This is a genomic window from Pseudomonas guangdongensis (assembly GCF_900105885.1).
Classification (GTDB): Bacteria; Pseudomonadota; Gammaproteobacteria; order Pseudomonadales; family Pseudomonadaceae; genus Geopseudomonas; species Geopseudomonas guangdongensis.
Window position 1 is genome coordinate 796286 of the sequence record NZ_LT629780.1, and the last position, 22447, is coordinate 818732.

Here is a 22447-nt window from a genome sequence, read left to right on the forward strand (position 1 = left end):
CACCGAACGACCAAGGAGCCTGCATGGCCGCAGCCATCCCCGCGCTGGAAATCCGTGACCTGCACAAACGCTACGGCGAGCTGGAGGTGCTCAAGGGCATCTCGCTGACCGCCCGCGATGGCGATGTCATTTCCATCCTCGGCTCCTCCGGCTCCGGCAAGTCCACCTTCCTGCGCTGCATCAACCTGCTGGAAAGCCCGCACCAGGGGCAGATCTTCGTCGCCGGCGAGGAGCTGCGCCTGAAGCCCGGCAAGGACGGCGCCCTGGTCGCCGCCGACAACCGGCAGATCAACCGCCTGCGCAGCCAGCTCGGCTTCGTGTTCCAGAACTTCAACCTCTGGCCGCACCTGAGCATCCTCGACAACATCATCGAAGCGCCGCGCCGCGTGCTGGGACAGAGCAAGGCCGAGGCGATCGAGAGTGCCGAGGCGCTGCTGGCCAAGGTCGGCATCGCCGACAAGCGCCACAGCTTCCCCGCCCAGCTGTCCGGCGGCCAGCAGCAGCGCGCCGCCATCGCCCGCACCCTGGCCATGCAGCCGCGGGTGATCCTGTTCGACGAGCCGACCTCGGCCCTCGACCCGGAAATGGTCCAGGAAGTGCTCAACGTGATCCGCGCCCTGGCCGAGGAAGGCCGCACCATGCTGCTGGTCACCCACGAGATGAACTTCGCCCGCCAGGTGTCCAGCGAGGTGGTGTTCCTCCACCAGGGGCTGGTCGAGGAGCAGGGGCCGCCGGCGCAGGTATTTGACAATCCGCGTTCGGAGCGCTGTAAACAGTTCATGTCCAGCCTCAACTGACGGGCCGGACTTCGCCGCGCCCCACAAGGGCGTCGACTGAGCCACACGGAGCACAACCCCATGACGAACTACAAGAAGATCCTGCTCGCGGCAGGTGCCGCCCTGATGCTGCTCGGCAGCGCCGCCCAGGCCGCCGAGAAACTGCGCATCGGCACCGAGGGCGCCTATCCGCCCTTCAACCAGATCGACGCCAGCGGCCAGGTGGTCGGCTTCGACCTCGACATCGCCCACGCCCTGTGCGCCAAGATGCAGGTCGAGTGCGAGGTGGTCACCTCCGACTGGGACGGCATCATCCCGGCGCTCAACGCCAAGAAATTCGATTTCCTGATCGCCTCGATGTCGATCACCGAGGAGCGCAAGGGCGCGGTCGACTTCACCGAGCCCTACTACAGCAACAAGCTGCAGTTCATCGCGCCCAAGTCGGTGGACTTCAAGACCGACAAGGCCAGCCTGGACGGCAAGGTGATCGGCGCCCAGCGCGCCACCATCGCCGGCCTGTGGCTGGAGGACAACCTCGACGGCGTGGTCGACATCAAGCTCTACGACACCCAGGACAACGCCTACCTGGACCTCGCCGCCGGGCGCATCGACGGCATCCTCGCGGACAAGTTCGTCAACTGGGAATGGCTCAAGAGCAAGGCCGGCCAGGACTTCGAGTTCAAGGGCGAGCCGGTCCACGACGACGACAAGATCGGCATCGCCGTGCGCAAGGGCGACGACGCCCTGCGCCAGCGCCTCAATGCGGCCCTCAAGGCCATCATCGAGGACGGCACCTACCAGCAGATCAACGCCAAGTACTTCCCCTTCAACATCCTGTGAGTCCGCGCGGGTGCGCCGCCAGCGCGGCGCACCCGCCCCCCGCCCATGATTCCTGACCTGCACGGCTTCGGCCCGGCGCTCGCCGCCGGGACCTGGATGACCCTCAAACTGTCCCTCGCCGCGGTCGGCGTCGGCCTGCTGCTCGGCCTGCTCGGCGCGGTGGCCAAGACCTCGACCCGCCCGCTGCCGCGCCTGCTCGGCGGCGCCTACACCACTCTGGTGCGCGGCGTGCCGGAAACCCTCTGGGTGCTGATGATCTACTACGGCACGGTGAGCGGCCTCAACGCCCTCGGCGCGCAGTTCGGCCAGCCGGAGCTGGCCCTCGATCCCTTCGCCGCCGGCACCCTGGCCCTCGGCCTGTGCTTCGGCGCCTACGCCACCGAGGTGTTCCGCGGCGCCCTGCTGGCGATTCCCAAGGGCCAGCGCGAAGCCGGCCTGGCGCTCGGCCTGTCGGCGCCGCGGATCTTCTGGCGCATCACCCTGCCGCAGCTGTGGCGCACCGCCCTGCCCGGCCTCGGCAACCTGTACATGATCCTGCTCAAGGACACCGCGCTGGTCTCGCTGATCTCCCTGGAGGAGCTGATGCGCAAGGCCGGCGTCGCCTCCAACGCCACCAAGGAACCCTTCACCTTCTACATGAGCGCCGCCGTCATCTACCTGGGCCTGACCGCGCTGGTCATGCTGGCCCTGCACCTGCTGGAAAAACGCGCCGGACGCGGCTTCGCGAGGAACGAGCTATGAGCGGCTGGGACCTGTTCCTGCGCTGGTGGCCGAAGATGCTCGAAGGCGCCGCGCTGACCCTCGAACTGGTGGCCATCGCCGTGATCGCCGGCCTGCTGGTCGCCCTGCCGCTGGGCATCGGCCGCGCCTCGCGGCACTGGTACGTGCGCGCGCTGCCCTACACCTACATCTTCTTCTTCCGCGGCACACCGCTGCTACTGCAGCTGTTCATCGTCTACTACGGCCTGGCGCAGTTCGATGCGGTGCGCCAGAGCGCGCTCTGGCCGTTCCTGCGCGACCCGTACTGGTGCGCGCTGCTGACCATGACCCTGCACACCGCCGCCTACATCGCCGAGATCATGCGCGGCGCGATCCACGCCGTGCCGATCGGCGAGGTGGAGGCGGCCCGCGCGCTGGGCATGTCCAAGCGCCAGACCCTGTGGCACATCATCCTGCCGCGCGCCGCGCGGATCGGCCTGCCGGCCTACACCAACGAAGTGATCCTGATGCTCAAGGCCAGCGCGGTGGTCTACACCGTGACCCTCTACGACATCATGGGCATGGCGCGCACCATCAGCGCGCGCACCTACGAGCAGATGTACTTCTTCGTCTTCGCCGGGGTGCTCTACCTGCTGGTGACCATCGGCCTGACTTGGATCTTCCGCGCCATCGAACGCTGGCTGCGGGTCGACGCCGCGCGCGCGCGCTGAGCCGCGTCCGGGCGCCCCGGCGGCCGCGCTGCCGGAGCGCCCGGGGGAGGACGACTCAGCGCCACCGCCCTGCGGCAGGCCCTGCGCGCCGCGCCAGTCGCTATAATCGCCGCCCGCCCACCGCCCGCCTCCGCCTGCCGTGTCCGAACTCCTCCAAGGCCCCCTGCTGCGCCAGCGCTTCGCCGAACTGGACGCCTTTCTCCGCGAACACCAGCCGCTGTGGCGGGAAAAGCCCTTCACCGCCCGCCGCCTCGGCTGGGAACCGGCGCATCCGGCGCTGGCCGCCTGGTTGCGCCGGCGCAGCCTGGAGCAGGCCGAGGCGGCGCACAACCACCCCGAACGCCTCGACGCCCCGGCGCCCTTCCCGCAACTGGCCGCACGCGCCGCACAGCTCGCCGCGCTCGGCGAACTGCCGGCTGCCGCGCCGCAGCCATTGCCGGCGCAGTTCAGCGTCGACGTGCCGGGACGCAAGTGGCAGCAGATCGACGCCTTCGCCCGCCGCCTGCAGTTCCGCGCGCCACCGCGCCACTGGCTGGACTGGTGCGCCGGCAAGGGCCATCTGGGCCGGCGCCTGGCCCACGCCGGCACGCCGCTGACCTGCCTGGAATACGACGCCGCGCTGGTCGCCGACGGCCAGCGCCTCAGCGAGCGTCTGGCGCTGCCGGCGCGCCACCGCATCCAGGACGTGCTGGCCGGCGACGCCGCCGCGCAGCTGGATGCCGGGCACACGCCGGTGGCCCTGCACGCCTGCGGCGAGCTGCACGTGCGCCTGCTGGAGCTGGCCAGCCGGAAGGGCTGCCGGCAGCTGGCGGTGGCGCCCTGCTGCTACAACCGCATCGCCTCGGAGCACTACCGGCCGCTGTCGCAGCCGGCGCGCGACTCGGCCCTGCCGCTGAGCCGCGACGACCTGCGCCTGCCGCTGGCGGAAACCGTCACCGCCGGGGCGCGGGTGCGCCGTCAGCGCGACCGCTCGATGGCCCGGCGGCTGGCCTTCGACCTGTTGCAACGGGAGCTGCGCGGGGTGGACGACTACCTGCCGATGCCGTCGCTGGCGCCGGCCTGGCTGGACAAGCCGTTCGCCGCCTACTGCCGCGAACTGGCCGCCCTCAGGGACCTGCCCGAGCCGGGCGAGCGCGACTGGGCGGCACTGGAGGCCGCCGGCTGGCAGCGCCTGGCCGAGGTGCGCAACCTGGAGCTGGTGCGCGGTCTGTTCCGCCGCCCGCTGGAACTGTGGCTGCTGCTGGATCGCGCCCTGTATCTGGAGGAGCAGGGCTACCGGGTGCGCCTGGGCAGCTTCTGCGACTACCACCTGACCCCGCGCAACATCCTGCTGCTGGCCGAGCGCGACTGAAGCGGCGGCCCGGCAGGCCACTCGCGCCGCGCTTATCTGCCAAAAAACACACCACGACGTCCGAGCCTGCCCACGCTGCCCGGCAGGCTCGCGCACGGGAGCAATCTCTCGACCTCGCGGAAACGCAGAAGGCGCCCACGAGGGGCGCCTTCTGTCGGGACTGCACGCTGCCGCCGCAGCGACCTTATTCCACCCCGCCGCCGAGCGCCTTGAACAGGGCGATCTCGCCGGACAGCTGGGCCAGGCGGCTGGCGATCAGCTGCTGGCGGGCGGCGAACAGCTGGCGCTGGGCGTCGAGCAGGGTCAGCTGGCTGTCGACCCCGGCGCGGTAGCGGCTCTCGGCCAGGCGGTAGTACTCGCTGCTCGACTCGACCAGGTCGCGCTGGGCGACCAGCTGCTCGCGGTAGGTGCCGCGCGCGGCCAGGCCGTCGGCCACCTCGCGGAACGCCGCCTGGATCGCCTGCTCGTACTGGGCCACGCGGATGTCCTGCTGCAGCTCGGCGTAGTCGAGGTTGGCCTTCAGGCGCCCGGCGGTGAAGATCGGCAGGTTGATCTGCGGCTGGAACAGCCAGGTGCCGCTGCCGCCGTCGAACAGCCCGGACAGCTGGCTACTGGCGGTGCCGGCGCTGGCGGTCAGGCCGATGCTCGGGAAGAACGCCGCGCGCGCCGCGCCGATGCTGGCGTTGGCGGCCTTGAGGACATGCTCGGCCTGGAGGATGTCCGGGCGGCGCAACAGCAGCTCGGAGGACACGCCCACCGGCAGCTCGGCGAGCAGCTCGCCATCCAGCGCCGCCGTCGCGTTCAGCCCTTCGGCGCTGCCGGTGCCGAGCAGCAGCTGCAGGGCGTTGGCGTCCTGGGCGACCAGCCGGCGGTACTGGGCGACGCTGATCCGCGCGCCCTCCACCGCGGTGCGCGACTGCGCCAGCTCCAGCGCGGTGGCGACGCCGACCTCGAAGCTGCGCTGGGTCAGCGCGTAGCTCTGCTCGTAGGTGCGCAGGGTGTCCTCGCTCAGCGCCAGCTGGGCGCGGTCGGCCTGCAGCGCCAGCCAGGCGTTGGCCACGCCGGCCACCAGGCTGATCTGCGTGGCGCGCTGTGCCTGCTCGGTGGCGAAGTACTGCTGCAGCGCGGCATCGCGCAGGCTGCGCACCCGGCCGAACAGGTCCAGCTCCCAGGCGCTGACGCCCAGGGTGGCGCTGTACTGGCCGGCGGTGGTCGGCTCGCCGGAGGCCGACAGGTCGCCCGGCAGGCGCTGGCGGGTGCCGCTGCCAGCGGCGCCGAGCTGCGGGAACAGCTCGCTGCGCTGGATGCGGTACTGGGCCTGGAAGGCCTCGACGTTGAGCGCGGCGACGCGCAGGTCGCGGTTGTTGTCCAGGGCCACGGCGATCAGCTGCTGCAGCGCCGGATCGCGGAAGAAGCCGCGCCACTCGGGCGGCGTCGCCGTCGCGGCCTGGGTGGTGCCGGCGTACACGCCATCGCCGGGCAGGGTCGCGGCCACCGGCGGCGCCGGGCGCTGGTAGTCGGGGATCAGCGAGCAGCCGCCCAGGGCCAGCAGGATGCTCAGGGAGAGGATCGTCTTGTTCACAGCGCGGACTCCTTTTCGGCCTGCGGCTTGCGCTTGCGCTCGGTCAGCGAGCAGATCACCACATAGAACAGCGGGATCCAGAAGATTGCCAGCACCAGCGCGGACAACATGCCGCCGATCACCCCGGTGCCGATGGCGTGCTTGCTGCCGGCGCCGGCGCCGCTGGAGATGGCCAGCGGCACCACGCCGAGGATGAACGCCAGCGAAGTCATCACGATCGGGCGCAGACGCATGCGGCAGGCTTCCACAGCGGCGTCGACCAGGCTCATGCCCTGCTCGTGCAGCGACTTGGCGAACTCGACGATGAGGATCGCGTTGCGCGCCGACAGGCCGATGGTGGTGAGCAGGCCGATCTGGAAGTACACGTCGTTGGACAGGCCGCGGCCGTAGGTGGCCAGCAGCGCGCCGAGGATACCCAGCGGCACCACCAGCATCACCGACAGCGGGATCGACCAGCTCTCGTAGAGCGCCGCCAGGCAGAGGAACACCACCAGCAGCGACAGCGCGTACAGCGCGGTGGCCTGGTCGCCGGCCAGACGCTCCTCGTAGGACAGCCCGGTCCAGGCGATGCCGACGCCCGGCGGCAGCTGGGCGGCGATCTTCTCCACCTCGGCCATCGCCTCGCCGGAGCTGAAGCCCGGGGCGGCGGCGCCGAGGATCTCCATCGCCGGCACGCCGTTGTAGCGCGACAGCTTGGGCGGGCCGTAGATCCACTGGCCGCTGGCGAAGGCGCCGAACGGCACCATGTCGCCGGCCGCGTTGCGCACGAACCACTTGTCGAGGTCCTCGGGGTTCATCCGCGCATCGGCCTCGCCCTGCATGTAGACCTTCTTCACCCGGCCGCGGTCGATGAAGTCGTTGACGTAGCTGCCGCCCCAGGCGATCGACAGGGTCTGGTCGATTTCGGCCAGCGACACGCCCTGGGCGCGGGCCTTCTCGTCGTCGATCAGCAGCTGGAACTGCGGCTCGTCGCGCAGGCCGTTGGGACGCACGCCGGCCAGTTTGGGGTTCTGCGCCGCCAGGCCGAGGAACTGGTCGCGGGCCTGGGTCAGCACCTGGTGGCCGACGCCGGCGCGGTCCTGGAGGAACAGGTTGAAGCCGGTGGCGTTACCCAGCTCCATCACCGCCGGCGGCGCGAAGGCGAAGGCCATGGCGTCGCGGAAGGCGAAGAAGCGCTGCTGCGCGCGCTGGGCCAGGTCGAACACGCTCTGCCCCGGCTCGCTGCGCGCCGACCAGGGATGCAGGCCGATGAAGGCCATCGCCGAGTTCTGCCCGCGGCCGGCGAAGTTGAAGCCGTTGACGGTGAACACCGAGCGCACCACCTCGCTTTCCTCGTCCAGCAGGTACTCGCGCATCTGCCGGACCACCTCGTAGGTGCGCTCGGCGCTGGAGCCGGCCGGCGTCTGCACCTGGGCGAACAGCACGCCCTGATCCTCCTCGGGGAGGAACGAGGTGGGGATCTTGGTGAACATCCACGCCATCACGCCGACGATCACCAGATACATCAGCAGGTACGGCGCCTTGCGCTTGAGCACCGCCTTGACGCCGCGCTCGTAGCCGTTGACGCCGCGCTGGAAGCTGCGGTTGAACCAGCCGAAGAAGCCGCTCTTGCCGTGATGCTGCCCTTTGGCCAGGGGCTTGAGCATGGTGGCGCACAGCGCCGGGGTGAAGACCAGCGCGACCAGCACCGAGAGGGCCATGGCCGAGACGATGGTGATCGAGAACTGCTGGTAGATCACCCCGGTGGAGCCGGGGAAGAACGCCATCGGCACGAACACCGCCGACAGCACCAGGCCGATGCCGACCAGCGCGCCCTGGATCTGCCCCATCGACTTGCGGGTGGCCTCCAGCGGCGACAGGCCCTCCTCGCTCATCACCCGCTCGACGTTCTCCACCACCACGATGGCGTCGTCGACCAGCAGGCCGATGGCGAGGATCATGGCGAACATGGTCAGGGTGTTGATGCTGAAGCCGAACGCCGCGAGGATGCCGAAGGTGCCGAGCAGCACCACCGGCACCGCCAGGGTCGGGATCAGCGTGGCGCGGAAGTTCTGCAGGAACAGGTACATGACCAGGAAGACCAGGACGATGGCCTCGAACAGGGTCATCACCACGCCCATGATCGACTCGGAGATCACCGGGGTGGTGTCGTAGGGGTAGTAGACCTTCATCCCCGGCGGGAAGAACGGCTCCAGTTCGGCGATGGTCGCGCGCACCGCCTTGGCGGTGTCCAGGGCGTTGGCGCCGGTGGCCAGCTTGATCGCCAGACCGCTGGCCGGGCTGCCGTTGAACTCGGCGCTGATGCTGTAGTTCTCGCCGCCCAGTTCGACCCGGGCGACGTCGCCCAGGCGCACCTGGGAGCCGTCCGGGTTGACCTTGAGGAGGATGTTGCGGAACTGCTCGGGGGTCTGCAGGCGGGTCTTGCCGATGATGGTCGCGGTCAGCTGCTGGCCCGGCGAGGCCGGCAGGCCACCGAGCTGGCCGGAGGATATCTGCACGTTCTGCGCCTGGATGGCGCTCTTCACGTCCACCGGGGTCAGCGCGAAGTTGTTCAGCTTGGCCGGATCGAGCCAGATGCGCATGGCGTACTGCGAGCCGAACACCTGGAAGTCGCCGACGCCCTTGGTCCGCGACAGCGGGTCCTGGATGTTGGAGACGATGTAGTCGGCCAGGTCGTTCTTGTCCATGCTGCCGTCTTCGGAGACCAGCGCCACCACCAGCAGGAAGTTCTTCACCGCCTTGGTGACGCGGATACCCTGCTGCTGCACCTCCTGGGGCAACAGCGGCGTCGCCAGCTGCAGCTTGTTCTGCACCTGCACCTGGGCGATGTCAGGGTCGGTGCCCTGCTCGAAGGTCACGGTGATTTCCATGCTGCCGTCGGAGTTGCTCGACGAGCTGATGTAGCGCAGGCCGTCGATGCCGTTGAGCTGCTGCTCGATCACCTGCACCACGGTGTCCTGCACGGTCTGCGCCGAGGCGCCCGGGTAGCGCACCGAGATGCCCACCGCCGGCGGGGCGATGCTCGGGTACTGGTTGATCGGCAATTTGAGGATCGCCAGACCGCCGGCCAGCATGATCACCAGGGCGATCACCCAGGCGAAGATCGGCCGGTCGATGAAGAATTTCGACATGACTGCGCTCCCTTAGCGGCCGGCCGCCGGCGCCCCGGCGGGCGCGGCGGACAGCGCCGGCACGTTGCCGGCCGGCTTGACCTGCACCTCGACGCCCGGCTGGATGAACTGCAGGCCCTCGGTGATCAGCCGGTCGCCGGGCGCCAGGCCCTCGCTGACCAGCCAGAAGCTGCCGGCGGTGCGTTCGGCCTTGAGCACGCGCGGCTCCACCTTGTTCTCGGCGTTGACCACCATGGCCACCGCCTCGCCCTTCGGATTGCGCATCACGCCCTGCTGCGGGGCGAGGATCGCCGCGCTCTTGCTGCCGGTCTGCAGCTGCGCCTGGACGAACATGCCCGGCAGCAGCTGCTGCTCGGGGTTGGGGAACACCGCGCGCAGGGTCACCGACCCGGTGCCCGGATCCACCGACACCTCGGAGAACTCCAGGCGCCCGGCATGGGCGTAGGCGCTGCCGTCGGGCAGGGTCAGGGTGGCGCGGGCGGCGTTGTCGCCGACCTTCTCCAGCTGGCCGGCGGCCAGCTCGCGGCGCAGGCGCAGCAGTTCGGTGGCCGGCTGGGTGACGTCGACGTAGATCGGGTCGAGCTGCTGGATCACCGCCAGCGCCTCGCTCTGTCCGCTGCTGACCAGCGCGCCCTCGGTCACCGCCGAGCGGCCGATGCGCCCGCCGATCGGCGCCAACACCTTGGTGTAGCGCAAATCGATCTGCGCCTTGTCCAGCGCCGCCTCGGCCTGCAGCTGGGCGGCGCGCGCCTCGTCGTACTGCTGGCGGCTGACCGCCCGCTCGTTGACCAGCAGCTTGTAGCGCTCGGCCAGGGCACGGCTCGACAGCACGCTGGCCTCGGCGCTTTTCAGGGTCGCCTGATAGGTGGCCGGATCGATCTGGTAGAGCTGCTGGCCGGCCTTGACCTCGCCGCCCTCGGCGAACAGACGCTTCTGGACGATGCCGCCGACCTGCGGGCGCACCTCGGCGATGCGGTAGGCGCTGGTACGGCCGGGCAACTGGCTGGTCAGGGTGTACGGCTGCGCTTCAAGGGTCACCACGCCGACCAGCGGCGCGGGACGCGCCGGCGCCGCGGCGTCCGGTTCCTGCTGGCAGCCGGCCAGCGACAAAAGCGACAGCAGGGCGGCTGAGCCCAGCGTCGCGCGAGCGAAAGTGCGGTTCATCGGCAAGGCCTCGAATTCGTTGCACGGACAAGGAGGAAAACGGTGGGAATGGTTGAATCCCCGATGAGCGGCAATATACTTACGTTCACGTTTGTTTGTAAATGCGCACCTGTTGCCGCAAATGTGCCCCGCAGCAGGTTCCGCTCACGAGACCGACCATGGCCCGACGTACCAAAGAAGAAGCCCAGGAAACCCGCAACCAGATCCTCGACAGCGCCGAGCGGGTGTTCGCCAGCAAGGGCGTGACCCACAGCACCATGGCAGACATCGCCGCCGATGCCGGGGTGTCGCGCGGCGCCCTCTACTGGCACTTCACCAGCAAGACCGACATCTTCCACGCCATGTTCGTCCGCCAGCACGACGCCAACAAGGTCGTCTGCGCCGCCGCCCGCGACCCGGACGAGCCGGACCCGCTGGGCCAGATGCGCAGCATCCTCAGCCACTTCCTGCGCAAGGTGGTCGAGGACCCGCAGCAGCGCCGGGTCTGCGAAATCCTCCACCACAAGTGCGAGCTGGCCGGCGAGCAGGCCGCCCTGCGCCAGCACCTGCAGGCCACCGGCGAGGAGATCGACCAGGACATCGCCCTGTCCCTGCGCCACGCCATCCAGCGCGGCCAGCTGCCCGCCAACCTCGACCTGCAGCGCGCCGCCGTCGCCGTCCACGCCTACATCCACGGCCTGATCAACAACTGGCTGCTGCGCCCGGACGGCTACCCCCTGGCCCGCGAGGCCGAGCCCCTGGTCGACGCCCTGCTGGACATGCTCAGGCTCAGCCCGGCGCTACGCCACCCGGCCTGAAGCGCCGCGCCCTGCCGCGCCACGCGCGGCAGTTGTCGCCCCCGCCCATCTGCCCCAGACTGTTCGCCAACGACACCATCATTGCGAGCGGAGCGAGAACCAAGATGTCCGACAGAACAGGCAGCAGCGCCAGCTATCGGCAGCGCGAGTCAGGCTATCGGGACAAGGCGCTGAAGATGTACCCGTGGGTCTGCGGGCGCTGTGCGCGGGAATTCACCTATTCCAACCTCAGCCAGTTGACGGTCCACCATATCGACCACAACCACGACAACAATCCGGCCGACGGCAGCAACTGGGAGTTGCTCTGCCTGTATTGTCACGACCACGAGCACTCCAAATACTTCATCTATAACGGCGAGAACGGCAGCGCGGTGATTCCCGGCGAGAAGTCGCCGCAGGTCAAGCACAATCCGTTCGCCGACCTCAAGGCGCTGATGGACAAGCAGCAGAAGTAAGCTCCCCGTCCGCCGCGGGAATAACCCCGCGGCCACCGAGAACGGTGCGCAGCGCGCACTTTCAGGGCCGGCGACAATCACTGCCGGCCCCACCATGTCAGGAATAACCCCATGCAAGAAGTCCAGATGGCGCCGCTCAGCGAAGCGGAAATCGACGAACTCAATCAACTGCTGTTCGATTACTCCGAACAGGTTGAGGAAACGCACGGCAGCCAGGGACAGGAAGTCGATTGCGTATTCAGCATTTCCGAACTGGACGGTTTCCTCACCGCCGTGCTGACCGGTCCGGAACCGGTTTCGCCGTCGGTCTGGCTGCCGGCGCTGTGGCGCGGCAAGCTGCCCAAGTTCGACAGCGAAGCCGAACTGCAGCAACTCACCGACCTGCTGATCCGCCACATGAACGCCCTGGCCGACAGCCTGTTCGAGAACCCGGACAACTTCGCGCCGATCTACGAGATCGGCGACGCGGAAGACGACGGCGAAGAAGAGCAGATCATCGTCGACGAATGGTGCTACGGCTACATGCGCGGCGTCGAACTGCACGAGAAGGACTGGCAGGTACTGCTCGACCAGCAGCCGGAACTGCTGACCCCGATGCTGCTGTTCAGCGGCTTCGAACTCGACGGCGGCGAACAGCCCGGCAAAGAGGACCTGGAAGTCCTGCGCGAAAGCATTCCCGACCTAGTCTTCGCGGTGCGCGACTTCTGGCTGGCCGAGGCGGAAAAACCCAAGGCGCCGAAAACCGGTCGCAACGATCCCTGCCCGTGCGGCAGCGGCAAGAAGTTCAAGCAATGCTGCCTGCATTGATCTGATCCGCTGCGGCGCGGATATTCCACGGCCGTCACCCCGTTCGGTTGACGGCCTGTCGCGATCCCGATAAAAAGCAGCGGCGCGTAACACAACGGCGGAGTGCCTCAGGCATTACCGCCGTTTTGCATCCATTATTTCACTGTTCACCCTTATCCCGATCCGGAGAAATCTCCATGTCCAAGCTGTTGGAATTTCGCAAGGCCGAGCGCGAGCTCAGGGAGCAACTGGCGCGACTGGAATCGCTCAAGCACGACTCCGAACTCAAGCGCGAAATGGAATTCGAAGAGCAACTCAAGGCACTGATGCAGGAATACGGTTTCAAACTGCAGCAGGTCGTGGATATTCTCGATCCGCCGCCGGTGCATATCCCGCAACTGGAGATCGGCCGCCGCGGGCGCAAGCTGCAGATTTGGACAAACCCGGTGACCGGCGAAGTGCTGCACACCAAGAGCGGCAACAACAAGCAGCTCAAGGCCTGGAAGGCCGAATACGGCGAGGACTTCGTCGCCACCTGGCTACAGAAGGACTGACCTGCACCCGACCGCGCGCCGGCGCCCTGCGGGCGCGGGGCTCGCGCAGCCGCCGCGATAGTGCGCGGCGCACTTTTCTTGCACACTGACCCGCCGCCCCGCCGGCCCCTCCAGGGAGCGTCCCGTGCCGTTCGCCGTACCGCGTCTTCGCCCCGTGCTGTTGCTCCTCGTCCCCCTGCTGCTGCTCGCGCTGCCGGCCTGGCGCCACTGGCAGGGCCCGCTGCTGCCCGGCTACCGGATCGAGGCGCGGCCGCTGGTGCAGCGCGTAGTGGCCAGCGGCGAGGTCAGCAGCCAGTCGTTGGCGCAGGTCGGCAGCGAGATCACCGGCGTGGTCGCCCGGCGGGCGGTGCGCGAGGGCGACGCGGTGCGCGCCGGCGACCTGTTGCTGGCGCTGCGCGACGACGAGCAGCAGGCGCGTCTGCGCGAGGCCGAGGCGGCGCTGCGCCAGCTGCAGGACAGCGACCGCCCGCAGGCCGCCGCCGCCCTGCGCGAGGCGCAGAGCGCGCTGAACCAGGCCGAGCGCGAACTGGCGCGCCGGGAAACCCTGCAGGCCCGCGGCCTGCTCGCCGTCGAGGCGCTGGAGCAGGCCCGCCAGGCCCGCATCCGCGCCCGCGAGGCGCTCAACCGCGCGCGCCTCGATGCTGCGGCCCTGGCCGCCGGGGCCAGCCAGGAACAGCTGCTGCGCCAGCGCCTGGAGGCGGCGCGCGCGGCCCTGGCCAAGACCCGCATCCACGCCCAGCACGACGGCATCGTGCAGACCCGCAGCGTCGAGCCGGGCGATCTGGTGCAGCCCGGCCGGGTACTGCTGGAGATCGCCCGCACCGACAGCCGCGAGATCCTCCTGCCGCTGGACGAGAAGAACCTCGCCCCCCTGGCCCTCGGCCAGCACGCGCGGGTGATCGCCGACGCCTACCCCGAGCGCGCGCTGCAGGCCCGCGTCGCCTTCATCGCTCCGGCGGTCGATCCGGCGCGCGGCACCCTCGACGTCCACCTGGAGCTGCTGGAGCCGGCCGACTTCCTCCGTCAGGGCATGACCGTCTCGGTGGAGATCCGCACCGCCGAGCGCGAGCGGGCGCTGGTGCTGCCCCACGATGCGCTGCGCCAGCGCGACGGCGAGCGCGCCCGCGTGCTGGTGCTCGACGCCGGCCGGGTCGCCGAGCGCGAGGTGCGCCTGGGCCTGCGCGGCAGTGCGCTGAGCGAGGTGCTCGACGGCCTGCAGGACGGCGCGCAGGTGCTGGCGGTCGACGCCGAGCCCGGCCGGCGCGCACGCCTGCAGCCCCTGGCGCTGCCCGCCGCCGGCACGGAGTAGGCCGATGCCGCTGTTCGCTGCGCTGTGGATCGAATGGAAGATCGCCCTGCGCTTCCTCGCCGACAACGCCATGCAGACCCTGCTGATCGTCGTCGGCATCGCCGTCGGTTCGGCGGTCATCGTCTTCATCACCGCGCTGATCACCGGCCTGCAGGCCAACGTCATCGAGCGCACCCTGGGCACCCAGGCGCACATCCGCATCCTGCCGCCCGAGGAGGTCAACCGGGTCACCGCGCTGGCCCCGGGCAGCCTCGACCTGCGCCTGGAAAGCCCGCGCGCCCAGCGCCTGCGCTCGATCCTCAACTGGCAGGAGGTGCGCGACCTGCTCGACGCCGAGCCGCGCCTGCGCGCGGTGTCGCCGCTGGTCAGCGGCCCGGCGCTGGCCCGGCGCGGCACAGCGCGCGCCTCGGTGGCGCTGCTGGGCATCGACGCCGAGCGCTACGCGCGGATCATCCCGCTGCAGCGCCACCTGGTCGCCGGCCGCTTCGAAATCGCCGCCGGCAAGGCGCTGATCGGCAGCGAGCTGGCCCGCGACCTCGGCCTGCAGGCCGGCGACAAGCTGCGCCTGGACGCCGGCGAGGGCCGCGAGGCGGTGGTCGACGTGGCCGGCATCTTCGAGCTGGAGGTGCGCGAGCTGGACGCCCGCTACGTCTACCTCGACCTCAAGCAGGCGCAGACCCTGCTCGACCTGCCCGGCGGAGTGACTGCCATCGACACCACGGTGGACGCCATCTTCGACGCCGAGAGCATCGCCGCGCGGCTCGGCCGGCTCACCGGCCTCAAGGCGGAAAGCTGGATGGCCAGCAACGGCCAGCTGCTCAACGCGCTGCGCTCGCAGACCATGACCACCCAGATGATCCGTCTGTTCGTCGGCCTCTCGGTGGCCTTCGGCATCGCCAGCGTGCTGGCGGTCAGCGTGGTCCAGCGCACCCGCGAGATCGGTATCCTGCGCGCCATGGGCAGCCCGCGCGGGCAGATCCTGCGGGTCTTCCTGCTCCAGGGCGGGCTGCTCGGCATGGCCGGCTCGGGCCTCGGCGGGCTGGTCGGCTGGTCGCTGGTGCAGGTGTTCAACGTCTTCGGCCCCAGGCTGTTCGTCATCCCGGTGGACCCGACGCTGATTCCCTCGGCGATGGCGGTGGCGACCCTCACCGGCGTGCTGGCCGCCGCGGTGCCGGCGCGGCGCGCCGCCCGTTACGATCCGGCGGTGGCGATCCGTTATGTCTGAACTGCACGACGAGGTGCTGCGCCTGAGCGGCGTCGGCAAGACCTACAACCCCGGCACGCCGCTGGCGCAGAACGTGCTGCAGGACATCGACCTGCGCCTGGCGCGCGGCGAGCTGTGCGCGCTGATCGGCCCCTCCGGCTCGGGCAAGAGCACCCTGCTCAACCTGATCGGCCTGCTCGACAGTCCCAGCGCCGGCGAGCTGTACCTGCAGGGCCGACCGACCCGCGCCCTCGACGACGCGGCGCGCACCCGCCTGCGCAACCGCGCCATCGGCTTCGTGTTCCAGTTCCACCACCTGATCCCGGCCTTCAGCGTGCTGGACAACGTGCTGATGCCGCTGATGATCCGCCACGGCAAGCCCGACGCCGAGGACCGCGCGCGCGCCCTCGAACTGCTCGCCGCAGTGGGCCTGGCCGACTTCGCCGCCAAGAAGGCCAACCAGATTTCCGGCGGCCAGCAGCAGCGCGTGGCCATCGCCCGCGCGCTGGTCACCCGCCCGGCGCTGCTGCTGGCCGACGAGCCGACCGGCAACCTCGACACCAGGACCGCCGAGAGCGTGTTCGCCCTGTTCCGCCGCTTCAACCGCGAGTTCGGCTGTGCGGTGCTGGTGGTCACCCACGACCCGCGCCTGGCCGCGCAGTGCGCGCGCACCGTGGAACTGGTCGACGGCCGCATCGTCCGCGATGCGGCGAATACGGCTGCAAAATGAACGACCTGTGGCTTAGACTCGGGCACCTGGCCCGATCCGGGCCAGCGACTTAGCATAGGCAAAGACTATCGCCTTGATTCCATCAATCAATTTAGATTAGTCATCTGCCCTGTGTAGTATGCATCGCACAGTTTCCCAACCTCCGAAGGAGTTCAGCGAATGTCCCTCATCAACACCCAGGTTCAACCGTTCCAGGCCAACGCTTTCCACAACGGCGAGTTCATCCAGGTCACCGAGCAGTCCCTGAAGGGCAAGTGGTCCGTGCTGATCTTCATGCCGGCCGCCTTCACCTTCAACTGCCCGACCGAGATCGAGGACGCCGCCGACAACTACGCCGAGTTCCAGAAGGCCGGTGCCGAGGTGTACATCGTCACCACCGACACCCACTTCTCCCACAAGGTCTGGCACGAAACCTCCCCGGCCGTCGGCAAGGCCCAGTTCCCGCTGGTCGGCGACCCGACCCACCAGCTGACCAACGCCTTCGGCGTGCACATTCCGGAAGAAGGCCTGGCCCTGCGCGGCACCTTCATCATCAACCCGGAAGGCGTGATCAAGACCCTGGAAATCCACGACAACGCCATCGCCCGCGACGTCAGCGAGACCCTGCGCAAGCTGAAGGCCGCCCAGTTCGTCGCCAACAACCCCGGCCAGGTCTGCCCGGCCAAGTGGAAGGAAGGCGCCCAGACCCTGACTCCGTCGCTGGATCTGGTCGGCAAGATCTAAGCAGCCTCCCCCGCTGCCGCGCCGCGGAGGGGCTCGCCCCCTCCCAGCGCCCGAATGCCTGGGCGCCTTCGCCCGGGCATTCTTTTTTCCGAATTCCGCATCCCGAATTCCGCAGAGGACACCGTCACCATGCTGGACGCCAATCTTAAAACCCAGTTGAAGGCCTACCTCGAAAAGGTCACCCAGCCGTTCGAGATCGTCGCGTCCCTGGATGACGGCGCCAAATCCCAGGAACTGCTCGCCCTGCTCAACGACATCAACAGCCTGAGCGAGAAGATCACCCTGAACACCGCCGGCCGCGACGCCCGCGTGCCCTCCTTCGCCCTGGTGCGCCACGACCGCGACGTCAACGTGCGCTTCGCCGGCCTGCCGATGGGCCACGAGTTCACCTCGCTGGTGCTGGCCCTGCTGCAGGTGGGCGGCCACCCGTCCAAGCTGTCGGCCGAGCTGATCGAGCAGATCCAGAGCCTGGAAGGCGAATTCCACTTCGAGACCTACTACTCGCTGTCCTGCCAGAACTGCCCGGACGTGGTCCAGGCGCTGAACCTGATGGCGGTGCTCAATCCCGCCATCCGCCACGTGGCCATCGACGGCGCGCTGTTCCAGGACGAGGTGGAGGCGCGGCAGATCATGTCGGTGCCGAGCATCTACCTCAACGGCGAGCCGTTCGGCGCCGGGCGCATGGGCGTCGAGGAAATCCTCGCCAAGCTCGACACCGGCAGCGCCAGCCGCGACGCCGAGAAGCTCAAGGCCAAGAGCGCCTTCGACGTGCTGGTGGTCGGCGGCGGCCCGGCCGGCGCCTCGGCGGCCATCTACGCCGCGCGCAAGGGCATCCGCACCGGCGTCGCCGCCGAGCGCTTCGGCGGCCAGGTGCTCGACACCATGGCAATCGAGAACTTCATCTCGGTGGCGGAAACCGAAGGCCCGAAACTGGCACGCGCGCTGGAAGAGCACGTGCGCCAGTACGAGGTCGACATCATGAACCTGCAGCGCGCCAGCAAGCTGATCCCCGCCGAGCGCGAGGGCGACCTGCACACCGTGCAGTTCGACAACGGCGGCGAGCTGAAGGCCAAAACCGTGATCCTCGCCACCGGCGCGCGCTGGCGCGAGATGAACGTCCCCGGCGAGCAGGAATACCGCGGCCGCGGCGTGGCCTACTGCCCGCACTGCGACGGCCCGCTGTTCAAGGGCAAACGCGTGGCGGTGATCGGCGGCGGCAACTCCGGCGTCGAGGCGGCCATCGACCTGGCCGGCATCGTTGCCCACGTCACCCTGCTGGAGTTCGGCGAGCAGATGCGCGCCGACGCGGTGCTGCAGAACAAGCTGCGCAGCCTGCCCAACGTGACCATCATCACCATGGCGCAGACCACCGAGGTCAAGGGCGACGGCCAGAAGGTCACCGGCCTGGTCTACAAGGACCGCCATACCGACCAGAGCCACAGCGTCGAGCTGGAAGGCATCTTCGTGCAGATCGGCCTGCTGCCCAACAGCGACTGGCTCAAGGGCACCGTCGAGCTGAGCCGCTTCGGCGAGATCATCGTCGACGCCAAGGGCCAGACCAGCATCCCCGGCGTGTTCGGCGCCGGCGACGTGACCACCGTGCCCTACAAGCAGATCGTCATCGCCGTCGGCGAAGGCGCCAAGGCCTCGCTGAGCGCCTTCGACCACCTGATCCGCCAGAGCTGAGGGACGGCTCGGCCGAGCCGTCCCGATCCCCGCAGCGAACCCGCGCCCAGGCGCGGGTTCGCTGTTTTTGTGCTGTGGGAAAGCCCCCGGCAGGCTACCATTCACGTCAGAAAAACAACGCCAATGATCCTGCCGCCGGGGTCATGCATACGTGAGGTCGCACGGCACATGAACGAACTGACGCACACCCTCCTGCTGCGCCTGCTGGACAGCCAGGACCCGGTGGAGATTCCCGCCCGCCTGGTACGCCTGCTGGCCACCGAGGCCATGCAGTACCGCGAGCACGCCCAGCAGCACGGCGAGCTGGAGGACGAACTGCGCCAGCGCTGCGCCGAGCTGCTGGAGAAACAGCGCAGCGGCACCCTGCCGCCCGGCAGCCTGCAGCGCTACGCCGCCCTCAACTGCGAGGGCAACCTGCAGCTGGCCACCCAGCAGACCATCCAGGCCGCGCTGCGCTTCACCGCCGGCAAGTACGCCGCCGGCTGCTGGGTGCCGCGCGACCTGCTGGAGCAGACCGAAAGCGCGATCAGCGACTCGATCAACCACGGCTCGCCGACCCAGTCGAACCGCGACCAGGCGCTCAGCGAACTGCGCCTGGCGCTGGACGACGAGAAGGACCCGGACGCCGCCAACCTGTGGGTGGCCCGCGAGCTGGTGCAGCACGCGCTCACCGCGCTGGGCGAGGCGATGTACGGCCGCGCCTACTCCCAGGCGTACCGCGACGAACTGCAGGCGCGCCTGGAAGCGGTGCTGGCCGCAAGCGACGCCGACTGAGCCCGCACCATGCCGCCACCCGGCGGCACGGCAGCCAGATCCTCCCCGGCCGGCGCGCCGTCTCCGCGCCGCGCCCAGCCCCCTCAGTCCGCCGCGCCGCTGCCGGCCAGCGCACAGGCCAGCTCGCCGAGCCGGCGCAGCGCCGCGCCGGCCCGCTCGTCCAGCGGATAGCAGCAGGACAGCCGCAGGCAGTGCCGGTAGCGCGCCCCGGTGGAATACAGCAGGCCGGGAATGATCACGATGCGCTCGGCCAGCGCGGCGTGGAATAGCGCCAGACTGTCCACCGACGCCGGCAGCTCCAGCCACAGCAGGAAGCCGCCGGCCGGCTGGGTGGCGCGAGTGCCCGCCGGAAAGTGCCGGGCGATCAGCCCGCGCACCGCGTCCACCTGGGCGGCGTAGCGCCGGCGCAGGGCACGCATGTGGTGGTCGTAGCCGCCGCTTTCGAGAAACGCCCCGACCGTCTCGCCGAGCAGCAGCGACTCGGCGACGGTGGAGGAAAACTTCAGCTTGCGCACCGTCTCGGCGAAGCGCCCGGCCTCCAGCCAGCCGATGCGGTAGTCCGGCGCCAGGGTCTTGGTATAGCTGGCGCAGACCATCACCCAGCCCTCGCTGTCGAAGGCCTTGACCGTCGGCTGCAGCGGCTCGACGAACTGCAGCTCGGCGTACAGCGCATCCTCGATCAGCGGCACGCGATGGCGGTTGACCAGCTCGGCCAGGCGCCGCTTGGCGGCCAGCGGCATGCTGCAGCCCAGCGGGTTGTGCACCGTCGGCATGGCGACGATGGCCTGCAGGCGCTTCTCCTCCAGCAGCAGCTCCAGGGCGTCCAGCGCCAGGCCGTGCTGCGGGTGGGTGGGAATCTCCAGTGCGCGCAGGCCGAGGCTGGCCAGCAGGGGATAGAGGTTGAAGTAGCTGGGCGACTCGATGCCCACCGTATCGCCGGCGCGGGTCACCGCGCGCAGGGCCAGCTGCAGCGCCTCCATCGCGCCATGGGTGAGCAGGATGTCGTCGGCGGCCAGATCCATGCCCAGCAGCTTGGCGCGCCGGGCGATCTGCGTGCGCAGGCGCAGCGAGCCGGGCGGCAGGGCGTAGCGGCCGACCAGCTGCGGCTGGCGGCGCAGCAGCGCGGCGGTCAGCCGGGCCAGCTTGGCGCCGGGATAGAACATCTCGCCGCGCGGACAGGCCAGGGCCAGGTCGACATGGTCCTCGCGCTGCTGGCACTGCAGCACCACGCTCATCAGCTCGTCCAGCTCGCCGCTGGCGCGCACCCCGGACGGCCGCGCGCGCAGCGGCCGCTGCAGCGCCGGCAGGCTGCTGCGCACGTAGTAGCCGGACTGCGGGCGCGCCTCGATCAGGCCGCGATCCTCCAGCAAGCGATAGGCGGCGGTGACGGTATTCAAGCTCAGCGCATGCTGCGCCGCACAGGCGCGCACCGAGGGCAGCCGCGCGCCGGCCGGCAGGCTGCCGCGGTCGATGGCCTCGGCCAGCTCGGCGGCCAGTTGACGGTAGCGGACGGGGGCATTCATCGCGAAACACCGGTGACAGCGGGAAGGCCAAGCGATGGTGACAGTCGCCTTCCCGGCCAATCTGTCACCATGACAATGATGTTTTCGTGAGTCTGTCACCCTCGCGCGGCGCTGCCTAGCATGGACTGCCCACGATTCAGCGCAGGATCCCGCCATGTTCGAAGCCCTCGCCCTGGCCAGCTACATGGGCGTGATGTCGATCACCCCCGGCCCCAACAACATCATGCTCACCGCCTCGGGGGTGAACTTCGGCTTCCGCCGCACCCTGCCGCACATGCTCGGCATCGCCCTCGGCTGCTCCGTGCAACTGCTGCTCTGCGCCGTCCTGTTCGCCCAGATCGCCGGCTGGCTCGGCGCCGTCCGCCCCGCACTGGCGGTGGCCGGCTGCGCCTACCTGCTCTGGCTGTCGCTGCGCCTGGCCCGCGCCGCCGCGCCCGAACGGCGCGAAACAGCCCGGCCGATGGGCTTTCTCGCCGCCGCCCTGTTCCAGTGGATCAACCCCAAGGCCTGGGTGATGGTCCTCAACGCCTGCGTGCTGTTCATGCCCCGCGACGGCCAGCTCAGCGCCGCCGCGGCCATGGCCCTGCTGGCGCTGGCGGTCAACCTGCCGTGCATCGCGGTCTGGGCCTGGGGCGGCGAACGCCTGCGCCACTGGCTGCAACAGGACCGCGCCCTGCGCCTGTTCAACCTCGCCATGGCCGGCCTGCTGGCCGCCACGGCGCTGTGGTTGCTGGTGGAGGAGCTGGGGCTGTAATACCGCCAGCGGCCCTACCCAGATCGAGATCGGCAGCACCGGCTGGGCACCCTAAAAAACTTAAACGCCAAAAACGACAAAGACCCGCACTGCTGCGGGCCTTTGTCGTTGCTTTATATGGTGCGGCACCGGGACTGTCATTTGCCGGGATGGCGAAGCCTGCCACCAGGGTGGCACGCTTGGTGGCCTCTTCGGCGAGCGTGTGGAGCCACTGACGCCAGATCAGCACGGCGGCGCCAGGGACGGGGCCGGCACTGGTGGTGATCGTCGCGGCGGGCCTGCCTGCGCTGGCACTCTCGAAGTAATCGGCCAGGGCGCTATATGTGACGACACAGCCGCCAGGCGTCGCGCTCAGGATGGCCGATGCGTAGGTTTCGTGAATCGGGTGGTCAGCAGGTGCCAGCGTTCGCAACAGCGCCGCCACTTCTCCGGCCAGCAGGCGCGGATTGATCGGATGGCCTTCCTCCCATTCGGAGGTGATCCTGTCTAACTGAATGCGCCCGAAGCGTGCCGTCATGACGTTGCGTCCCCACTCGTTATTCGGCCTGTCCCTGGCATTGATCGGCCACCCCTGCGGCACGCCTCCACTGCGCGCAATGTTGCTGGGGTGGCTGGTTTAATGGCTGTATAGATCAACAGCGGTTGCCGGGATTGTACCGCAAGGCATGAGAAAGTTTTTCCCAGGCTGCGCCGGGCTGGGAATCTGCGCCGGGTGTGCGGTTGCTGGCGCTGGCGGCCTGTCCGGTTCCCTCGGTTCCCTCAGTGTTTTTCGCGGGGGAACCGCTGGAACCCGCGCCAGCTCTGGCGGTTCCCCCGGTTCTCTCGGTTCCCCCGGAAAAACGTCATGGTCAGGCAGAAAACCGACAGGCAGCCCCAAG

General features: G+C 69.3%; 21 protein-coding genes. 16 read left to right on the forward strand and 5 right to left on the reverse strand.

The genetic code is table 11. The features are described from left to right. Positions 1–23 precede the first annotated feature (23 nt). From BLU22_RS03855 to BLU22_RS03875, 5 genes are all read left to right on the forward strand, one after another. Entirely contained in the window at positions 24–797 is a 774-nt protein-coding gene (locus BLU22_RS03855; protein WP_090212264.1) for an ABC transporter ATP-binding protein, read from the forward strand. A 60-nt stretch (positions 798–857) separates the two neighbouring features. Then, a complete protein-coding gene (locus BLU22_RS03860; protein WP_090212266.1) occupies positions 858–1616 on the forward strand; it encodes an ABC transporter substrate-binding protein in 759 nt (252 codons plus the stop codon). 45 nt (positions 1617–1661) lie between these two features. Further along, complete coding sequence (locus tag BLU22_RS03865; RefSeq protein WP_090212267.1) at positions 1662–2357, forward strand: ABC transporter permease; 696 nt, start codon at positions 1662–1664, stop codon at positions 2355–2357. Beyond that, entirely contained in the window at positions 2354–3046 is a 693-nt protein-coding gene (locus tag BLU22_RS03870) for an ABC transporter permease (RefSeq protein ID WP_090212269.1), read from the forward strand. The genes BLU22_RS03865 and BLU22_RS03870 overlap by 4 nt, the downstream gene beginning before the upstream one ends. 139 nt (positions 3047–3185) lie before the next feature. Next, positions 3186–4397 carry a methyltransferase gene (locus BLU22_RS03875; protein WP_090212270.1) on the forward strand — a complete coding sequence of 404 codons (1212 nt, stop codon included), beginning with the start codon at positions 3186–3188 and terminating at the stop codon, positions 4395–4397. A gap of 184 nt (positions 4398–4581) precedes the next feature. On the opposite strand, the gene adeC is transcribed toward BLU22_RS03875, so the two are convergent. Genes adeC through BLU22_RS03890 form a run of 3 tightly spaced genes read right to left on the reverse strand, consistent with a single transcriptional unit; the run spans position 4582 to position 10274 of the window. Continuing rightward, a complete protein-coding gene (adeC, locus tag BLU22_RS03880) occupies positions 4582–5979 on the reverse strand; it encodes an AdeC/AdeK/OprM family multidrug efflux complex outer membrane factor (RefSeq protein ID WP_090212272.1) in 1398 nt (465 codons plus the stop codon). Beyond that, a complete protein-coding gene (locus BLU22_RS03885; protein ID WP_090212273.1) occupies positions 5976–9110 on the reverse strand; it encodes an efflux RND transporter permease subunit in 3135 nt (1044 codons plus the stop codon). Before BLU22_RS03885 ends, adeC begins: the two co-directional genes overlap by 4 nt. Before the next feature lie 12 nt (positions 9111–9122). Further along, entirely contained in the window at positions 9123–10274 is a 1152-nt protein-coding gene (locus BLU22_RS03890; RefSeq protein ID WP_090212274.1) for an efflux RND transporter periplasmic adaptor subunit, read from the reverse strand. Between the two features lie 158 nt (positions 10275–10432). Between BLU22_RS03890 and BLU22_RS03895 the strand changes: the two genes are divergently transcribed. From BLU22_RS03895 to BLU22_RS03940, 10 genes are all read left to right on the forward strand, one after another. Next, a complete protein-coding gene (locus BLU22_RS03895) occupies positions 10433–11071 on the forward strand; it encodes a TetR family transcriptional regulator (protein WP_090212276.1) in 639 nt (212 codons plus the stop codon). A 104-nt stretch (positions 11072–11175) separates the two neighbouring features. Next, positions 11176–11526: a YajD family HNH nuclease gene (locus BLU22_RS03900; protein ID WP_090212277.1), complete on the forward strand. Its 351-nt coding sequence runs from the start codon at positions 11176–11178 to the stop codon at positions 11524–11526. A gap of 111 nt (positions 11527–11637) precedes the next feature. After that, positions 11638–12333 (forward strand): UPF0149 family protein, encoded by a 696-nt coding sequence (locus BLU22_RS03905; protein WP_090212279.1) that lies wholly within the window; start codon positions 11638–11640, stop codon positions 12331–12333. Positions 12334–12509: 176 nt separating this feature from the next. Then, entirely contained in the window at positions 12510–12866 is a 357-nt protein-coding gene (locus tag BLU22_RS03910) for a histone-like nucleoid-structuring protein, MvaT/MvaU family (RefSeq protein ID WP_090212281.1), read from the forward strand. Positions 12867–12990: 124 nt separating this feature from the next. Continuing rightward, positions 12991–14175, forward strand: coding sequence for an efflux RND transporter periplasmic adaptor subunit (locus tag BLU22_RS03915; protein ID WP_090212282.1), 1185 nt, complete (start codon positions 12991–12993; stop codon positions 14173–14175). A gap of 4 nt (positions 14176–14179) precedes the next feature. Further along, positions 14180–15400: an ABC transporter permease gene (locus BLU22_RS03920; RefSeq protein ID WP_090212284.1), complete on the forward strand. Its 1221-nt coding sequence runs from the start codon at positions 14180–14182 to the stop codon at positions 15398–15400. Beyond that, complete coding sequence (locus tag BLU22_RS03925; RefSeq protein ID WP_090212286.1) at positions 15393–16109, forward strand: ABC transporter ATP-binding protein; 717 nt, start codon at positions 15393–15395, stop codon at positions 16107–16109. The genes BLU22_RS03920 and BLU22_RS03925 overlap by 8 nt, the downstream gene beginning before the upstream one ends. A gap of 159 nt (positions 16110–16268) precedes the next feature. Then, a complete protein-coding gene (ahpC, locus tag BLU22_RS03930) occupies positions 16269–16832 on the forward strand; it encodes an alkyl hydroperoxide reductase subunit C (RefSeq protein WP_090212288.1) in 564 nt (187 codons plus the stop codon). A 129-nt stretch (positions 16833–16961) separates the two neighbouring features. After that, entirely contained in the window at positions 16962–18518 is a 1557-nt protein-coding gene (gene ahpF, locus BLU22_RS03935; protein ID WP_090212289.1) for an alkyl hydroperoxide reductase subunit F, read from the forward strand. Positions 18519–18686: 168 nt separating this feature from the next. Then, on the forward strand, positions 18687–19292 hold the full coding sequence (locus BLU22_RS03940) for a hypothetical protein (protein WP_090212291.1): 606 nt from the start codon (positions 18687–18689) through the stop codon (positions 19290–19292). Between the two features lie 83 nt (positions 19293–19375). Here BLU22_RS03940 and BLU22_RS03945 read toward each other — a convergent pair whose 3' ends face one another. Continuing rightward, a complete protein-coding gene (locus BLU22_RS03945) occupies positions 19376–20815 on the reverse strand; it encodes an aminotransferase-like domain-containing protein (RefSeq protein WP_197676767.1) in 1440 nt (479 codons plus the stop codon). 154 nt (positions 20816–20969) lie between these two features. Between BLU22_RS03945 and BLU22_RS03950 the strand changes: the two genes are divergently transcribed. Further along, positions 20970–21569, forward strand: a complete 600-nt coding sequence (locus tag BLU22_RS03950) for a LysE family translocator (RefSeq protein WP_090212294.1) — start codon at positions 20970–20972, stop codon at positions 21567–21569. Here the strand turns inward: BLU22_RS03950 and BLU22_RS14930 are convergent. Further along, a complete protein-coding gene (locus BLU22_RS14930; protein ID WP_157718968.1) occupies positions 21499–22086 on the reverse strand; it encodes a hypothetical protein in 588 nt (195 codons plus the stop codon). The genes BLU22_RS03950 and BLU22_RS14930 overlap by 71 nt on opposite strands. Positions 22087–22447: the final 361 nt, after the last annotated feature.

Excerpts from the sequence above, each read along its gene's own strand:
- BLU22_RS14930 (WP_157718968.1), bottom strand. The coding sequence starts at position 22,086 with ATGACGGCACGCTTCGGGCGCATTCAGTTAGACAGGATCACCTCCGAA.
- ahpC (WP_090212288.1), top strand. The coding sequence starts at position 16,269 with ATGTCCCTCATCAACACCCAGGTTCAACCGTTCCAGGCCAACGCTTTC.
- BLU22_RS03940 (WP_090212291.1), top strand. The coding sequence starts at position 18,687 with ATGAACGAACTGACGCACACCCTCCTGCTGCGCCTGCTGGACAGCCAG.
- BLU22_RS03860 (WP_090212266.1), top strand. The coding sequence starts at position 858 with ATGACGAACTACAAGAAGATCCTGCTCGCGGCAGGTGCCGCCCTGATG.
- BLU22_RS03895 (WP_090212276.1), top strand. The coding sequence starts at position 10,433 with ATGGCCCGACGTACCAAAGAAGAAGCCCAGGAAACCCGCAACCAGATC.
- BLU22_RS03925 (WP_090212286.1), top strand. The coding sequence starts at position 15,393 with ATGTCTGAACTGCACGACGAGGTGCTGCGCCTGAGCGGCGTCGGCAAG.
- ahpF (WP_090212289.1), top strand. The coding sequence starts at position 16,962 with ATGCTGGACGCCAATCTTAAAACCCAGTTGAAGGCCTACCTCGAAAAG.
- BLU22_RS03855 (WP_090212264.1), top strand. The coding sequence starts at position 24 with ATGGCCGCAGCCATCCCCGCGCTGGAAATCCGTGACCTGCACAAACGC.
- BLU22_RS03890 (WP_090212274.1), bottom strand. The coding sequence starts at position 10,274 with ATGAACCGCACTTTCGCTCGCGCGACGCTGGGCTCAGCCGCCCTGCTG.
- BLU22_RS03920 (WP_090212284.1), top strand. The coding sequence starts at position 14,180 with ATGCCGCTGTTCGCTGCGCTGTGGATCGAATGGAAGATCGCCCTGCGC.
- BLU22_RS03900 (WP_090212277.1), top strand. The coding sequence starts at position 11,176 with ATGTCCGACAGAACAGGCAGCAGCGCCAGCTATCGGCAGCGCGAGTCA.
- BLU22_RS03910 (WP_090212281.1), top strand. The coding sequence starts at position 12,510 with ATGTCCAAGCTGTTGGAATTTCGCAAGGCCGAGCGCGAGCTCAGGGAG.
- BLU22_RS03950 (WP_090212294.1), top strand. The coding sequence starts at position 20,970 with ATGTTCGAAGCCCTCGCCCTGGCCAGCTACATGGGCGTGATGTCGATC.
- BLU22_RS03865 (WP_090212267.1), top strand. The coding sequence starts at position 1,662 with ATGATTCCTGACCTGCACGGCTTCGGCCCGGCGCTCGCCGCCGGGACC.
- BLU22_RS03905 (WP_090212279.1), top strand. The coding sequence starts at position 11,638 with ATGCAAGAAGTCCAGATGGCGCCGCTCAGCGAAGCGGAAATCGACGAA.
- BLU22_RS03885 (WP_090212273.1), bottom strand. The coding sequence starts at position 9,110 with ATGTCGAAATTCTTCATCGACCGGCCGATCTTCGCCTGGGTGATCGCC.
- BLU22_RS03945 (WP_197676767.1), bottom strand. The coding sequence starts at position 20,815 with ATGAATGCCCCCGTCCGCTACCGTCAACTGGCCGCCGAGCTGGCCGAG.
- BLU22_RS03870 (WP_090212269.1), top strand. The coding sequence starts at position 2,354 with ATGAGCGGCTGGGACCTGTTCCTGCGCTGGTGGCCGAAGATGCTCGAA.